Source organism: Fimbriimonadaceae bacterium (assembly GCA_019638775.1).
Classification (GTDB): domain Bacteria; phylum Armatimonadota; class Fimbriimonadia; order Fimbriimonadales; family Fimbriimonadaceae; genus JAHBTD01.
The window spans coordinates 219,236-233,496 of the sequence record JAHBTD010000001.1; the positions used below are offsets into that span (position 1 = coordinate 219,236).

Here is a 14,261-nt window from a genome sequence, read left to right on the forward strand (position 1 = left end):
AATCGGACTCGAAACTGGCATAGGCAAACTGTCACAGTCGAGTGAACCTTGAGGTGCAGATGGTACTCCAGACCCCGACTCACTGCGTTCGTTACCCTTCGGCGGAGCAGGCGGACCCGATTCACCCCGATTCGCTACGCTCATTTCCTTCACTGCGTTCAGCGGGGTCTGCTATGCTTCATTGCCCTTCGGAGGAATGTCCCTCCGCGCTAGATTCGGCCGTGCAAATCCACCGTGCAGAAGCCAAATCGGGAGGACCTGCCTTTGGCAAGCCGTCCTGCCTCTTTGGTACATCGAACTGAGCGAAATGAGAGTTATTAATTATTCATCGCCCTTCAAAGTCAGCACTCCTGGAGCAGAGTTAGCGTGAACTCCACAGATGCGATATGCAAGGAACTTTGGATCACGACGTGTGGTTGAGAATGAGGCCAATGAATCTTGCATCAACTTTGTTCTCGGGAGTCATTTTCCTCACGCTGGTATCCCTAACTCCTAGCATTCCCGCGCCAGTAAGTCCATTAACCAAAGCAACAACTACGGCAGTGATTGGCGAGGCCGTTGCTGACGTCGGGAAAAACGTCTGGGTTATCTATCAAGACAAGAAGAACAACTATTGGTTTGGCAGTGATGGCCAAGGTGTATACCGCTACGACGGCAAGGCGATCACCCAGTTTTCAACCAAAGACGGATTGCCCAACAACCGAATTCGAGAGATAAAGGAAGACAAATCTGGCAATATCTTCATCTCTACTTTGGATGGGATCTGCAAGTTCGATGGGCGAACATTCACAACGTTAAACGTTGTTAAGACCGATAAAGGATGGAGACTGCATTCAGACGACTTGTGGTTCAAAGGCGCATCCAACGAGCCGGGTCCTTTCCGCTACGATGGCAAAACCCTTTACCTTCTCAAGTTCCCCAAGCACTATCTTGAGGATCAGATCACTAAAGAGACACCGTATCCAGCCGCTAGCCCCTATTCGATCTACACAATATACAAAGATACCAAAGGGAACGTGTGGTTCGGCACTGCTAATCTCGGTGCCTGCCGATACGACGGCAAATCTCTAACCTGGATTTATGAACGTCACCTCTCCGAAATCGAAGGCGGCGGATCGTTTGGAATCAGGACGATTGGTGAAGACAAGTCCGGGAAGTTCTGGATATGTAGCAATCGCTTCCGGTACGCCATGAGTGCTGGCATGCGAAGCGGAAAAAGCAATGTCATTGACTACACCAGGGAAGATGGAATCAGCCACACGGCTAGCAAATCCGGATATGATCCGATCTTCTTTGAGTCCATGACGAGAGATGATCAACAGAACCTGTGGATGTCGAGCAACGGCTCTGGAGTCTGGAGGTTTGATGGACGATCTCTTAAGCACTTTCCTGTCAAGACAGGCAGTTCATGGCTAATCACAGTCTATAAAGACAACAATGGCGACATCTGGCTAGGAACGGACAGCGCGGGTGTTTTTAAACTTGATGGATCAGAGTTTAAGCCGTTTCAGCCCTAAATGAAGTGGGACTCCGGACGGCCCCGGCTCACTGCGTTTGTTTCCCAACGACGGGATTTCGACTCCGTCTCAAGATTCGAACGTTCGAATCTTGCATGCGAAAACCAAAACAGGAGAACCTACCTTCGGCAAGTTCTCCTGTTTTGTTGGTACTCCGGACGGGATTCGAACCCGCGATCTTCGCCGTGAGAGGGCGATGTCCTGAACCGCTAGACGACCGGAGCACGCAGGGTCAAAAAGATACCCGAACCCGCCTGATTTGTCTATCCCCTGGGTCGTGAGTTGGGTCTATCAGGCGGGTGTGCGGTTGGAGCGGTAAGGGATGGGTTCTACGGCCTTTTGCCGGATGGGAGGCGTGGACGGTTAATTCGGTCTCCGTCAAGCTGAACTGAGGTTCAGTCCTGGCGGAACCGACGGAGCAGTTCCCGCCCGCCCGAGGTATAGCGCAGGGAAAAGCGCGAATAAATTCTCGCACTCCCAAAAAGCTCAGCGCTCTAAATCACTTCATCGCGGAACCGACAGAGCGGTTCCCGTCCGCCCGAGGTATAGCGCAGGGAAAAGCGCGAATGAATTCGCGCACTCCCAAAAAGCTCAGCGCTCTAGATCGCTTCATAGCGGAACCAACGGAGAGGTTCCCTGTCTACGATTTCAGCTTCATCGGCTTGAATGTCCATGCCCGGGAGAGTGGGATTTGGTCACGGCTGTGGGGGCCTGTTTCGGCGACTCCGGGGGGCAGAACGTTCCTGCCGTAGGGGGTGGTAGCCATCTCGATGATCTGGATATACGTGCCACGTTCGCGATAGGGGACCTCCGGCTCGCCGCTGTACACGATTGTCGCGGGCTTGTATCCCCACGCCGCTACGGCCTCTCCACGGGCATTGATCAGGCTTTCGCTGGTGCGCTTGAGCGCCGCGACGACGACCTCCGACGCTTTACGCCCACCCAAAAACGAGTACTTCGTCTTGCCTTCTAGGGCGTTGAGGATGAGGCTTGGCTGGATGGCTTGGGCAAAGAGGTCGGGTTGGATCATGGTGCCGACGTGGGGGGCGAAGAGTTCAACGCGAAGAGCGGCGATGAGGTTGGTAAAGATGGTTGCCCCGACCGAGTCTTGCAATGCCCACCCGTCCCAGTTCATCAGTTGGGCCGCTGTCTGCGCATTCACCCCGTCAAAGATCGCTCCTTTGAGTGCGTTCTTGATGAAGGGGAGGAGCAGCTTCTCGTCGGAGTGTCGGCGGGCGATGGTCCAAGCCGCCATCTCCACATCTTCCCTGCCGAGCTTGGGCTTGTTCAGCGCTCCGGCAAGCTCCCAAACTCGGAAGATCCGTCCCCAAACCGGGGTGTCGAGATTGGGCCACCAGTCGGCGGGCTTGTTGTTCCAGTTGTAGAGGAGGCCGGACTTGGGATTGTCTACGTGGGGCATCTGGGAAAACGGGACCATCCCCTTCCAGTCGTACTTGGGGTCGCCGGGCGTTGGGAAGCGGGGGTCGATTCCTGCGGCGCGAATGGGCACGAGTCCGACGTAGCGGTAGCCGATGTCACCCGAGCTAAAGGCGAAGAGACAGTTGAAGTTGACGGTTGCATGGGCCAAGGCTGTGTTCATGTCGGCGGATGATTTTGCACGGTAAACGCCGAAGACGGCGTCCAGCGATTTGAGCTCTTTCATCCACGCGGCGCTTTGACGTACGAAAGCCGTCTTCGTGCCTCGGCTATCCAGGATGACCGGCCCCAGGTGACTCATCTCTTGGATGACCGTTTCGGCGCTGCCTCCCTTTACTTTCAGCTCGCGCTCAATCTTTTGGATTGGCATTGGCGTGCCGCCGTAGAGGTATTTGTCGGTGTCGGGGCGGTTCAGGACAACCAGATCATCGGTGTCCGCAACCCCGCTCGTGAGCCCCCAAGCCACGTTCGGTGTGTATCCGATCACGACTCCAGGGACGCCGGGAACGTCCATTCCCGCGACACTGAATTGGGGGGTCGAGATCGACATTTCGTGGACGATGGACGGATCAGTGAAACCCATCTGCGGAGCCGACAGGAGCAGAGCATTCCCGGAGGCCGATCGGCTCTTGTCTACGGCAACCGCGTAGCTCCCCATCTTGAATGGTACGCCGCGCTCCTCGGCGGCAAGCATGGAGGACTCGCGGCTTTCCAGCCGGAAGCCGGGTAGAAGCTCAAAGAGGCTTACTTTGGGCATTGCTGCAAGCTGGCGCTCGGTGTCCTGCCGGGTAAAGCTGGCAAGGGCTGGGCGCGCGTTTCCGCCCTCACCGGCGGCGATCGTGGTGGGTGCACCAGGATCGTTCTGCCACATAAAGTCGTCGAGGACGTCGAGATACTTGGCCTTGCATGGCTGCCCTTGCATGTAGATGCTCATCGCCAGACCGCGAATCTCGCCTGCTCCAAACCTGCCGAACTGTTGAAAGAGGCGGATACAGATCGCGGCGGAGTCGGTCGGGGTCCAAGGCTCAGGCTGAAAGCCGTTGTCGGCGTACCCTTTCGGGAGTTTTCCTGCCTGCTTTGCTGTGGCGATGTAGGCATTCACCCCTCGGGCATAGGCGGCAAAAGCTGCTTGCCCCTCTGAGCCAAGGAGTTGCAGCTGCTGCGTGAGTTGCTGCTCGGAATAGCCCGTTTTTAGGATTTCGCGGTCGGAGGGTAGAAACCGAGAGCCGAAAACTTCGGACATCTTTCCCCGAGCGAGGCGCCGGCTGTTCTCCATCTGCCACAGACGATCTTCGGCAACGGCATAGCCAGCCTGAAAAAACGCGTCGTCGAGGCCGCTCGCGGAGATGTGGGGGACACCGTAGTTGTCGCGGGCAATTTGGGGGGCGTCCTGAGCGGCGGATTGTGCCAGGACAAAAGCAAAAAGAACGTGCAGCATTAGCTACACGTTCTACAAAACTGTTGGGTGTTCCTTTTCGGTCCTACGGCAAGTAGTTTCTGCCGCTTCCACCGAGGGCTTTTCGACTGATGAGTGAGTAGAGAATCAGACCGACTCCGCCAACGATCGCGATGGGCAAGACCAGCCCCATTAAGCTCCGAGCAATATTGATCACCAGAACTGCGGCGATGGCTCCAAAGACCAGAATCAAACCTAGTTTCAGACTTCCCGACATCGTTTCACCTCTATCCGGGACGTGGGTCCGCCTCGTGAATCAGACCCCCGACTTAAGGATAATCCACTTTACAGCAGTTATCGGCGAATGGCTGGGGCGACTTCCGAAGTGAGGACCTTGGTCCCCGGTTGTAAGACGACTTCCAGGACTTTTTAGCCTAAACTGTAAGCACAATGACCCTGCGGGTAGGCTAAAGTCATGCCCATCCCGGTCTATCGCGGCAAGCCGTTTGACCCTACGGACGACGCGAATCTTCGTATAAATCCTGACTTGGTCATTCATTGGCTGGTGAAGTTTCTGCAGGACGAGTGCATTCGGCGGCGACGCATCTCAAAAGCGGTGATCGGGCTGTCGGGGGGCGTTGACTCTGCCGTGACGACTTATCTGTGCGCGAAAGCGTTTGGGCCGGAGAACACGCACGTGATTCGGATGCCCTACAAGATTTCGTCTAGCGAGTCTCTAGATCACGCTCAACTCATCATTGACGATCTGGGGCTGCCCTCGCAGACCATCGACATCACGGCGATGGTTGATGGCTACCTTCAGTTCCAGGCCGACGCCGATGCCACCCGGATAGGAAATGTGTGTGCACGGTCGCGGATGATCGTCCTGTTCGATCAATCTGCGGAGCTCAAAGCGCTGCCTATCGGCACGGGCAATAAAACGGAGCGGCTCTTTGGATACTACACCTGGCATGCCGACGACGCTCCTCCGATCAATCCGCTTGGAGACTTGTTCAAGAGTCAGGTTTGGCAGATCGCAGAGGCGCTGGGCGTTCCCGAGGTCATCGTGAAAAAAGCGCCCACCGCCGACTTGGTGAAAGGGCAAACTGACGAAAGCGACTTTGGGATGAGCTATGCGCAGGCAGATCGGATCCTCTACTACCTCACGCTGAACTATTCGGAGCAGAAGCTGATCGCGATGGGATTTCCTGAAAGCGACGTGAGGCTTGCATTCCGAAAGGTTCAATCGACGCACTGGAAGCGTCGGTTGCCGACTGTGGCGATGCTGAGCAACAGCGCGATCGGCGAGTACTACCTGCGGCCCGTCGATTACTGAAAAGGGGCTTGAATCACATGTGATTCAAGCCCCTAATTGCTGGCCAGTCTGACCAACTACGGAGTTGCCTTACGCCTTGCGGCTTCGTCGTCGTCGGATCAGCGCGAGCGCACCGATGCCAAGAACTGCCATCGAAGCGGGCTCAGGAACCGGCTCTACTTCAACGCGGAATACGTTGCGGCTTCCGTTCCCGATGCCGTAGGTGGCACCACCGTCGTTGCTGACCGCGTGCGGTCCAACATCGCCGATGTTATTATTATTCCAAGCCTGCCAAGCGTCTGATGCGGCTTCGGCGATCAGCCAGTAGTCCGTGCCCGAATTCAGCGTGGCAAGTGCGTCCGTGTTGTTGATGACGACAAGGCCACCCGAACCAAAGGCTGGGCTGTTCGTTACTGTCCAGGATGTGATAAATGAGCCAACACTTCCTGCGGTTCCTCCGAATAATCGGAAGGTCGTCGAGTTTGTTCCAGTCACGTGACCGTAGCCGAGTGTGATGGTCGAAATCTGACCGGTTGCAAGAGAGTTAAAGCCGTTGCCCTGGATAATGTAGCCGACTTGGCTAGACGATCCACCAATCGTTCCACCAGAACCTGTATTGAAAGAATCGCCAGCTCCAAAATTGTTGAAAGCAATGGCCGCGTGAGCGCCAGGAAGCGCAAAGAAAGCGAGACCGAGAATCGTAAATGTACGAATTCGCATAAAATCCTCCTCCAAATTAACCGCTCAGCTGAAACCAAGGACGTTCAAGCCTGCGGCACAAAGTTAGCATAATCCAAAACAGATAACTTTTCAACCAATTAACTGCAAAAATTGGAACTGCTCGTAATAATGCTGGGAGAATTAGTCTTGGGCGATGAGTGCGTCGAGTTCTTCATCCGTTGCACTCTCAACTTCGGCAAATCTTTTGTGCAACTCTTGTATGTGAAGCTTGCGCACTTCGCGGCGAAGTCGGCCTTGAATAAAGCGGATTTTATCTTCACGACTCTCACATATGAGGCGTGGAACCTCAACCGGTTTGCCGTCTTCTATGGCGACCATTGTGACCCGGGCCGTATTGGTATGTCTTCGGTTGCCTTTAAGCACGTTATCGGCGTAGATTTCCAGAGTGATTTCCATTGATGTGCGCCCAACGTACGTGACGTAACCCACCACTTCGACCAACTCCCCAACCTCAATCGGTTCGTGAAAATCCACACGGTCGAAACTTGCCGTTACGGTCAGCTTCTCGGCGAATCTCCCTGAGACGGCGTAAGACGTCAAGTCGATCATCGAAAGGATCACGCCACCAAACACGTAGCCATGAAAGTTGGCGTCGTTGGGCTGCATGATTTGGGCCGTGCTGACCCTGGTTTCGGAGGCTCTCTTGGAGGTCATGCGTACTTCACAATCTGGCTAAACTCTTCGGGATCGAGGCTGGCCCCGCCGACCAGGCCACCGTCAATGTTTGGCTGGGCAAACAGTTCCCGGGCATTTGAGGCTTTTACACTGCCTCCATAAAGAACTCGAATACCGCTGGAGAGTTGCTCTCCGAGAAGATTATCAAGGCGTTCGCGGATCATTCCACAAACTCTATCGGCCTCGGCGGAGTCGCAGGTTTTGCCGGTGCCAATCGCCCAAACTGGCTCGTAAGCCACGCTCAATGTCATCAGCTCGGCGGGTTCGATGTTTTCCAGCGCACCCGTCAATTGTTGTTGAACGACGTGATCGGTCGAGCCAGCCTCACGTTCGGCGAGCGTCTCTCCTACGCAAAGGATCGGGGCAATGTTGTGATAGAGCAGCGTGCGAATTTTGAGGTTGACGGTGTGATCCGTTTCTGAGAAAAAGGGCAGCGTTTCTTCCGAAACCTCCACTTTTCCGAACTTACCGCGCGTCTCGCTGTGCCCAACGATACAGTACTTTGCCCCCGCATCGGCTATGTGAAAAGCGCTGACCTGCCCGGTAAATGCACCCTTCTCCATCCAGAAAACATCTTGGGCGCCGAGCTCGACATGCGTTCGGCGGATCAACTGATAAATGCTATGCAAGGACGTGAAAGGTGGACAGATCACAACGTCGACCATATGCTTAAGCTCGACGGCTTCGATGAACGCCTCAACCGCCGCGCACCCCTCGGCGATGGTCATATTCATCTTCCAGTTACCGGCAATGAGCTTTCTTCGCATGGAACTCCCGTGGACGTATCCTTGATTCCGCTTTTACGCGTGAATCTCCTTCCTTATGGTACGCGCTCGTTATCCTGAACAGTTCGCTAAGATCGCACGATCGTGGGCTCAACCACGATTTCAACCTTTCCGCGAACTGCGTTTGTGATGATGCAGTAGGCGTCGGCCTTGTGCGCCATATCCTCAGCCATGGCATGATCGGCATCTGTTGCCGAAGCTTCCAGCGTGATGGTGGGGCGGATCGTGATCTTTTTGTAGGTGAACTGCATTCCAGCCTGTTCGACTTCGCCAACGGCGTTTGCTTCCAAGCCCTTAACAGGAAGCTTTCGGTTTCCGGCGATAATTCCGAACGTCATGGTGTAGCACGCCGCGACGGCGCTGCACAGCAGCTCTTCGGGGTTGGTTCCTTTGCCCGGACCTTGAAACTCTGCAGGAACGCTGATCGGATTGGAGACACCGCTATTGCCGCCCTTGACGGAGCCCTCTCCGTCTCGGCCACCCGTCCAATTTACAGCGACGGGATACTCGTGTATGTGAGCCATGCAAAGAGTTTACCGGCGAGGATGACGGACGCAAGTCTCAGCCCGACCTTCAGACGCACAAAACCCCCTGAACTTTGAGTTCAGGGGGTTTATGCCAGGACAGCTGAGAACTACTTAGTTGCAGCCAGCCTTGTACGGGTCCCACATGGACTGTGTGTAGCCCGTTCGCGGCGCATCGTTGACAACCTTCTTCCAGTCGGTTGTCTTCGTGCTCGTGTCGGCACGGACGACGTTTAGCTGACCACTGTAGCGCTGCTGAATGAGTCTCTCGGCCTCAGCATCGGAGGGGGGTCCGCCCGGTCGGAAGTAGGTGGAGTTGCCCAGACTTTTCCAGTAGAAGGGGTAAGTGCTCGTCGTTGGGTCGAACTGTTGACCGATAAGTTGGCATGGGTTTCGCGGGAGAACGTTATAGTAGCTTGCGTCAACCAACATAACCGTGTTCGAAACGTCCTCTATCACGGTTGAGGAGGGCGGCTCACCTACCGGAGTAAACATATAATTGTTTACGCCGTAAGAGTTTTGTCCTCCATAACTGCGAAAGGCCGGGGTGTCTGTGGAGTTGCCCGTCGGGTCGTAGCCAACCCAAGCAATCGCGTTGGTCGGGGCCTTCCAAAGCTCATTATTTTTTACGTACGGCTCAAGCAGTTGATTGAAGAAGATGCGCGTTCGCGAGTTGGTCCCAAACACCGAGTCGGCAAAGGCAGCGCCCATCTGGTTGGTCGTCTTCACATAGTCCGGATTGGTACCGTTGACGCGATACGGGAAGTAGACATCGTCGAAATCGACGAGATAGATCTGAGTTGCAGTGCCGATCTGCTTCACCTGAGAAAGCCCTTTAGTCTTCTTTGCGGTCAGCTTCGCCTGGGCAAAGACGGGAAATAGGATGGCGGCAAGAATTGCGATAATCGCAATGACGACGAGTAGTTCGATGAGTGTAAATGCTCGCTTCAAATTAATAGCTCCCTTAATTGTTAAGAACGTTAACAAATATGAGAGCCCTAACTATCGAACCCTCAATGACGCAACGCTTGAGCCAATTGTGAGGAATTGGTTACAGGAATAAACAATGCCTCCTGCCGTTTGGCGAAGAGGCTTAAAGAGCGCGAGCTCAAAAGATTAAGAAGATTTTGGGTGACGATTAAGAGATTGGCTATCTTCTTAATCGTTCACTTGGACCATTTCGTAAACTTCGACGACATCGCCTTCCTTGAAGGCTTCCCAATCGTCGAAGGTGATTCCGCACTCTTGGCCCATCGTCATCTCTCGAACGTCTTCTTTGAAGTGCTTTAGCGAGCCGATTTTGCCAGCAAAGACCTCTTCCCTGTTCCGAGTGACGCGGCAGAGTGCGTTTCGAACGACCTTGCCTTCTGTGACAAAGCATCCGGCAATGATTCCCTTTCGTCCGAACTGGAACCGAACGCGAACTTCGACGGTGCCGAGATGCTGCTCCTCGAACTTCGGTTCGAGCATGCCCTTAACAGCTTTTTCGATATCTTCGATCAGTTCGTAGATGATGCGATAGGTGCGGATTTCGACGCCCTTACGCTCTGCTTCGTGGGTTGCATTGCCTTCAGGCTTGACGTTAAATCCGACGACGATCGCACTTGCCGCGCTGGCGAGGAGTACGTCGCTTTCAGTAATTCCGCCAACAGCCGAGTGGATCACTTTGACGCTAACTTCATCGTTCTCAATCTGCTCGATGAGACCCTTAACCGCTTCAACCGAACCTTGGACGTCCGCTTTGACAATGAGGTTAAGGTCCTTGCCCTCGCCTTCGGTGAGACGGGATTTTAGGTTCTGAAGGGTAAGGCCACGCGATGGAGCCTGCAAAGACTTCACATGCGCGGCGTCGGCGCGCTCTTCAGCAATTTCTCGGGCTTTTCGCTCATCGTCGCAAACGAGTATATGGTCGCCAGCTGCAGGCACATCGTTGAGACCAAGGATCTCAACCGGCACTGACGGACCCGCTTCCTGGATACGGTTGCCCATATAATCCGTCATCGCCTTCATGCGTCCGTGGGTGTTGCCGACGACGACATTGTCACCGATCTTTAGCGTTCCGTTCTGAACGAGGAGTGTGGCAACAGGGCCGCGGCCTTTTTCAAGCTTTGCCTCGACGACAACGGCTTCGAGATCGCCCTTCGGGTCAGCCTGTAAGTTCATCACGCCGGCTTGAAGAAGAATGATTTCGAGGAGTTCGGGTACGCCTTGTCCGGTGATCGCAGAAACTGGGCAAACGGGGATCTGACCACCAAACGCCTCGGGTACGACCTCGTGTTCGGTGAGCTGCATCGTCACACGGTCAGGATTGGCCTCGGGTCGGTCGATCTTGTTAACGGCGACAATCATCGGAACGCCGGAGTTTTTGATGTGGTTGATCGCCTCAATCGTTTGCGGCATGATGCCGTCATCGGCAGCAACGACAAGGATCGCGATGTCGGTGACTTGGGCTCCTCGAGCCCTCATCGCTGTGAAAGCGGCGTGACCGGGAGTATCGAGGAAAGTGATTTTGCCTTCTGGCAGTTCGACCTGATAAGCGCCGATGTGCTGGGTGATGCCGCCGTGCTCCTTGTCGGCAACCTTCGCCTTACGGATGTAGTCGAGCAGAGAGGTCTTGCCGTGATCGACGTGGCCCATGATCGTGACAACCGGCGGTCGGTGCTGCAGTCCACCCGATTTCTTGGCGGCTGCTGCCGGCTTAGCCGCTGGCTTTGGCTTGGGGCCGTCTCCCCAAACGATTTCGCATCCGAACTCTTTTGCGAGCCTTTCTGCGTCGTCGGGCTTGAGGTTCGTTGTCAAGGTTGCCATGACCTTGAGCTTGATCATCAAAGTCTTTTGAACCTCTTGTTGGGGTACTCCGAGGGCGTTTGCGATGTCTCGGGGTGTGCGGTTTGGCTGGAGAACTAGCGGCGAGTCCTTAGGAAGCTCATTGACGGCCTCCTTGATCAGCTCGATTTCGTCGGCTTCTGCCTCCAAAACCACGCCATCGTGGGTCACGCCAAGATCGCTTAGCGCGCCATAGACCTGGCCTGGTTTAAGGCCGGCCGCTTTTGCCAGTTCGGCAATGGTGACCTGCATTCCGTCTTTCTTTACCTGAGTTTGCATATCAAAATCTCTTCCAGCTCTTCTTTTGCTTGAGCCGTTACTAACGACTTAAGCGTTCTTGCCAAGGCATCTTTGCGCAGGGCCGCTTCTACGCAAGACATGCTCTTGCACACATAGGCGCTTCTACCAAAGTGCGATCCCTGCTCTGCCAACCGAATCGTTGCGTCTTCGCCTTTCACGATCCGAAACAAGGTCGCCTGTTCAAACTTGCCTCTACATCCGACGCAAGTGCGAATCGGCATCAGCGCTCCTGGTCCATGAGCCGAGCTTAAGCTCGTGGACTCTCTCGCTTTTTCTCTCCTGACGCGACTTGAGTCTCGCTGCGGATATCAATCTTCCATTCTGTGAGTCGTGCGGCAAGCCGAACGTTCTGTCCGCCTTTGCCGATAGCCAACGACAGCTGCGTGTCCGGCACGACGACAAAAGCACTTCTTTCGGCTTCGTCGAGCGTCAGTGAGTTCACCTTTGCGGGGCTGAGTGCGTTCGTGATGTACGTCTCCGCATCTTCGCTGTAAGGCACAATGTCAATCTTCTCGTCGTAGAGTTCGTCGACGATCGCTTGAACACGCGCACCGCGCGGGCCAACGCACGCGCCAACTGCATCGACGCGCTCGTCTGTGCTCACAACCGCCACCTTGCTCCGCTGTCCCGGCTCGCGAGCAACGCTCTTAATCAGAACGACACCCTCTTCGATCTCCGGAACTTCCAGGTCGAACAGCTTTCGCAGCAAGTTCGGGTGCGTGCGACTGACGATAACTTTCAATCTGCGCTGCGTGTCATCGACCCGCAGCACATAGAAGCGCATGCGGTCATTCGAGCGGTAAGGCTCGGTTGGCACTTGCTCTCGGCGCGGCAGTTCGACTTCGACGTTGTTAATCTCGATGTAGACGGCGTGGTCGTCCTTTCGTTTGACGTTGCCGGTCATCACGTCGCCGATCTTCTCATGGAAGACCTCGTTGATCTGTCTGTGCTCGGCCTCACGCAGCTTCTGGTTCAGCACCTGCTTAAACGTTGACGCGGCGATTCTTCCGAACCGGTTCGGATCAACTTCGACGGCAATGAAATCGCCGACTTCGGCATCTGGCTTTTTGCGACGTGCATCGACGAGGCTCATTTGGATCGATGCTTCCAAAACCTCACCGACCACTTCCTTTTCAATGAAAGCCGTCATGCCCTTTTTGGGGTCTAGCTTAACCGTGACTTCTCCAGTTGCACCGACGAATTTTCGGTACGCGACTGCAAGGGACTCCTCAATCTCGTGCAAGAGATCTTCGAGGGGGATGTCTCGTTCGGTTGCGATTTGATTCAACTGTTGCAAGATATCCATAGGCTTTCTCCGTCTGGGCCAAATAAAAAAAGGCGGCTCGCTGGCCACCAGTTGGGCAGACCAAATTGTTATGCCAAAGTATAGCATGAAAGGCGCCTTTTCGAGGCGGACTTTCGGGATTTTTGCGACCAATCGCCTTGATCGTTCGTCCTGAATTCCTTCCGATGTTTCGAGTTCAAATGTCCTTACTTCCTTCGCCATGCGTCGGTATTTGCGTGCTTGATGCGAAGGGCGTATGCTGCGGATGCAAAAGGTCGATTGAGGAGATTACGGCGTGGCCGTCGATGACGGAAGAAGAGAAAGAAGCCGTTCTTTTAAGGCTCAAAAAGGGGTTAGACAAGTGGGAGAAGTCTTAAGCTTCAGTGCGGTTTAGCCGGTCGATGATCGCCTTAGAGTGCTGGAAGACTTGGAGCGAAAGCTCGTTCCACCAATGGTAAACATCCGGCAGTTGCTCGATTTCGACAAACTGTCTTGCTCTGGATTCGGCGACGGCCCCGATCTCGACCAGTGCATCAACCGTTGCGGCATAGCAATCGGCCCACCGAACCTCCCCGCGCTCCTTGATCTCGTAGCATCCGATGTACTGCAAATTGTCGATGATGGCCCCGGCTTCCTCTTTGGCTTCCCGGATGGCGGCTTCACGCGATGATTCGTTGGGCTCGACTCGACCGGATGGGATGCTCCATCCGCGCTCGATGATGTCGCAGATCAACACCGTCTCGTCCTTCCAGGCAAAGACAAGCGCGGCAAATGCCCTCAACGGCGCCCGGTAGGGCGCTGGATAAAACTGCATGGATTGGCGGCCGTATTTAGCGGGCGGAAAGCGCTTCACGCCTCGGCAACACCTGTTCGACGTTCGCGCATCGCCAGAATAAATCCAATGATAATGCCGACCAGGCAGAAACCGCCGACCGATCCCATGACGATAGGCATCACGTTCGGGTCGAGCGTGACGATCTTGCCGAGGACGTCGCTGGAATCTACTGGCCCGAAAGCACGGCTGTCTTCGGACATCGTGGTGTTGTCGCCAAGGATGTAAAGCTTGCCCTCGGGGACGATAAAGTCGCCTTTCGAGATCGGCCAATCCTTCGGGGCATTCAGGAGGTCAATCCGGTCGCCCGGCAATCCCTTTACGCGCTTAATAATGTAAGCATTGTCGCCCGTCCTGACGACCACGATGTCTTTCCGTCCAATGGCACCGATCAGCCAATAGGCTCTGCAGGCCAGCAACTTATCGCCGCTTGTGTAGGTGATCTCCATCGATGGACCCGAAACCACGACGGTTTGGAAGTTCTGGCGCCAAAAAATCGCCAGTGCAAGAATGCCTAACAAAACGACGCCAAATCCAGTAAACATTCTTTTGCGGGGTTTTGGGTTCATCTCAACTTGCCATTATGCCACCGTAAGGTTGCTGGGCGGCGATCTCCGCTATACTCTAT

Annotated in this window: 15 protein-coding genes and 1 tRNA gene; 3 read left to right on the forward strand and 13 right to left on the reverse strand. The window is 54.8% G+C overall.

Annotation, left to right across the window (positions count from 1 at the left end):
* Nucleotides 1-431: 431 nt before the first annotated feature.
* Nucleotides 432-1,517, forward strand: a complete 1,086-nt coding sequence (locus tag KF784_01010) for a hypothetical protein (protein ID MBX3117617.1) — start codon at nucleotides 432-434, stop codon at nucleotides 1,515-1,517.
* 147 nt (nucleotides 1,518-1,664) lie between these two features.
* Here KF784_01010 and KF784_01015 read toward each other — a convergent pair.
* The 3 genes from KF784_01015 to KF784_01025 all read right to left on the reverse strand — a co-directional run bounded on the left by KF784_01015 (nucleotide 1,665) and on the right by KF784_01025 (nucleotide 4,627).
* A tRNA-Glu gene (locus KF784_01015) sits at nucleotides 1,665-1,741 on the reverse strand.
* A gap of 416 nt (nucleotides 1,742-2,157) precedes the next feature.
* Nucleotides 2,158-4,392 carry a penicillin acylase family protein gene (locus KF784_01020; GenBank protein MBX3117618.1) on the reverse strand — a complete coding sequence of 745 codons (2,235 nt, stop codon included), beginning with the start codon at nucleotides 4,390-4,392 and terminating at the stop codon, nucleotides 2,158-2,160.
* 43 nt (nucleotides 4,393-4,435) lie between these two features.
* Nucleotides 4,436-4,627 (reverse strand): hypothetical protein, encoded by a 192-nt coding sequence (locus tag KF784_01025; GenBank protein MBX3117619.1) that lies wholly within the window; start codon nucleotides 4,625-4,627, stop codon nucleotides 4,436-4,438.
* Between the two features lie 198 nt (nucleotides 4,628-4,825).
* Between KF784_01025 and KF784_01030 the strand changes: the two genes are divergently transcribed.
* Nucleotides 4,826-5,686, forward strand: a complete 861-nt coding sequence (locus tag KF784_01030; protein ID MBX3117620.1) for an NAD+ synthase — start codon at nucleotides 4,826-4,828, stop codon at nucleotides 5,684-5,686.
* A 69-nt stretch (nucleotides 5,687-5,755) separates the two neighbouring features.
* Here KF784_01030 and KF784_01035 read toward each other — a convergent pair whose 3' ends face one another.
* From KF784_01035 to nusA, 8 genes are all read right to left on the reverse strand, one after another.
* Nucleotides 5,756-6,385, reverse strand: a complete 630-nt coding sequence (locus tag KF784_01035; protein ID MBX3117621.1) for a PEP-CTERM sorting domain-containing protein — start codon at nucleotides 6,383-6,385, stop codon at nucleotides 5,756-5,758.
* A gap of 141 nt (nucleotides 6,386-6,526) precedes the next feature.
* Complete coding sequence (locus KF784_01040) at nucleotides 6,527-7,060, reverse strand: acyl-CoA thioesterase (GenBank protein MBX3117622.1); 534 nt, start codon at nucleotides 7,058-7,060, stop codon at nucleotides 6,527-6,529.
* Complete coding sequence (tpiA, locus tag KF784_01045; protein MBX3117623.1) at nucleotides 7,057-7,848, reverse strand: triose-phosphate isomerase; 792 nt, start codon at nucleotides 7,846-7,848, stop codon at nucleotides 7,057-7,059. The genes KF784_01040 and tpiA overlap by 4 nt, the downstream gene beginning before the upstream one ends.
* A gap of 86 nt (nucleotides 7,849-7,934) precedes the next feature.
* Nucleotides 7,935-8,390 (reverse strand): OsmC family protein, encoded by a 456-nt coding sequence (locus tag KF784_01050; protein MBX3117624.1) that lies wholly within the window; start codon nucleotides 8,388-8,390, stop codon nucleotides 7,935-7,937.
* Nucleotides 8,391-8,504: 114 nt separating this feature from the next.
* Nucleotides 8,505-9,341, reverse strand: coding sequence for a prepilin-type N-terminal cleavage/methylation domain-containing protein (locus KF784_01055; GenBank protein MBX3117625.1), 837 nt, complete (start codon nucleotides 9,339-9,341; stop codon nucleotides 8,505-8,507).
* Nucleotides 9,342-9,548: 207 nt separating this feature from the next.
* Nucleotides 9,549-11,495, reverse strand: a complete 1,947-nt coding sequence (infB, locus tag KF784_01060) for a translation initiation factor IF-2 (protein ID MBX3117626.1) — start codon at nucleotides 11,493-11,495, stop codon at nucleotides 9,549-9,551.
* A complete protein-coding gene (locus tag KF784_01065; GenBank protein ID MBX3117627.1) occupies nucleotides 11,480-11,737 on the reverse strand; it encodes a YlxR family protein in 258 nt (85 codons plus the stop codon). Before KF784_01065 ends, infB begins: the two co-directional genes overlap by 16 nt.
* 26 nt (nucleotides 11,738-11,763) lie before the next feature.
* Nucleotides 11,764-12,822 (reverse strand): transcription termination/antitermination protein NusA, encoded by a 1,059-nt coding sequence (gene nusA / locus KF784_01070; protein MBX3117628.1) that lies wholly within the window; start codon nucleotides 12,820-12,822, stop codon nucleotides 11,764-11,766.
* 164 nt (nucleotides 12,823-12,986) lie between these two features.
* Here nusA and KF784_01075 point away from each other — a divergent pair, with 164 nt between their 5' ends.
* Nucleotides 12,987-13,178: a DUF1289 domain-containing protein gene (locus KF784_01075; GenBank protein ID MBX3117629.1), complete on the forward strand. Its 192-nt coding sequence runs from the start codon at nucleotides 12,987-12,989 to the stop codon at nucleotides 13,176-13,178.
* Here the strand turns inward: KF784_01075 and KF784_01080 are convergent.
* The gene (locus KF784_01080) at nucleotides 13,175-13,654 is read right to left on the reverse strand and encodes an NUDIX domain-containing protein (protein MBX3117630.1); all 480 of its coding nucleotides are present in this window, start codon (nucleotides 13,652-13,654) and stop codon (nucleotides 13,175-13,177) included. The two genes, KF784_01075 and KF784_01080, sit on opposite strands and share 4 nt — an antisense overlap.
* A complete protein-coding gene (lepB, locus tag KF784_01085; protein ID MBX3117631.1) occupies nucleotides 13,651-14,202 on the reverse strand; it encodes a signal peptidase I in 552 nt (183 codons plus the stop codon). Before lepB ends, KF784_01080 begins: the two co-directional genes overlap by 4 nt.
* Between the last annotated feature and the right edge of the window lie 59 nt (nucleotides 14,203-14,261).

Bases quoted from the DNA above. Each gene is read 5' to 3' on its own strand.
- KF784_01040 (MBX3117622.1), bottom strand. From the start codon at position 7,060: ATGACCTCCAAGAGAGCCTCCGAAACCAGGGTCAGCACGGCCCAAATC.
- KF784_01065 (MBX3117627.1), bottom strand. From the start codon at position 11,737: ATGCCGATTCGCACTTGCGTCGGATGTAGAGGCAAGTTTGAACAGGCG.
- tpiA (MBX3117623.1), bottom strand. From the start codon at position 7,848: ATGCGAAGAAAGCTCATTGCCGGTAACTGGAAGATGAATATGACCATC.
- KF784_01030 (MBX3117620.1), top strand. From the start codon at position 4,826: ATGCCCATCCCGGTCTATCGCGGCAAGCCGTTTGACCCTACGGACGAC.
- KF784_01050 (MBX3117624.1), bottom strand. From the start codon at position 8,390: ATGGCTCACATACACGAGTATCCCGTCGCTGTAAATTGGACGGGTGGC.
- KF784_01075 (MBX3117629.1), top strand. From the start codon at position 12,987: ATGTTTCGAGTTCAAATGTCCTTACTTCCTTCGCCATGCGTCGGTATT.
- KF784_01010 (MBX3117617.1), top strand. From the start codon at position 432: ATGAATCTTGCATCAACTTTGTTCTCGGGAGTCATTTTCCTCACGCTG.
- lepB (MBX3117631.1), bottom strand. From the start codon at position 14,202: ATGAACCCAAAACCCCGCAAAAGAATGTTTACTGGATTTGGCGTCGTT.
- KF784_01025 (MBX3117619.1), bottom strand. From the start codon at position 4,627: ATGTCGGGAAGTCTGAAACTAGGTTTGATTCTGGTCTTTGGAGCCATC.
- KF784_01035 (MBX3117621.1), bottom strand. From the start codon at position 6,385: ATGCGAATTCGTACATTTACGATTCTCGGTCTCGCTTTCTTTGCGCTT.
- KF784_01020 (MBX3117618.1), bottom strand. From the start codon at position 4,392: ATGCTGCACGTTCTTTTTGCTTTTGTCCTGGCACAATCCGCCGCTCAG.
- infB (MBX3117626.1), bottom strand. From the start codon at position 11,495: ATGCAAACTCAGGTAAAGAAAGACGGAATGCAGGTCACCATTGCCGAA.
- nusA (MBX3117628.1), bottom strand. From the start codon at position 12,822: ATGGATATCTTGCAACAGTTGAATCAAATCGCAACCGAACGAGACATC.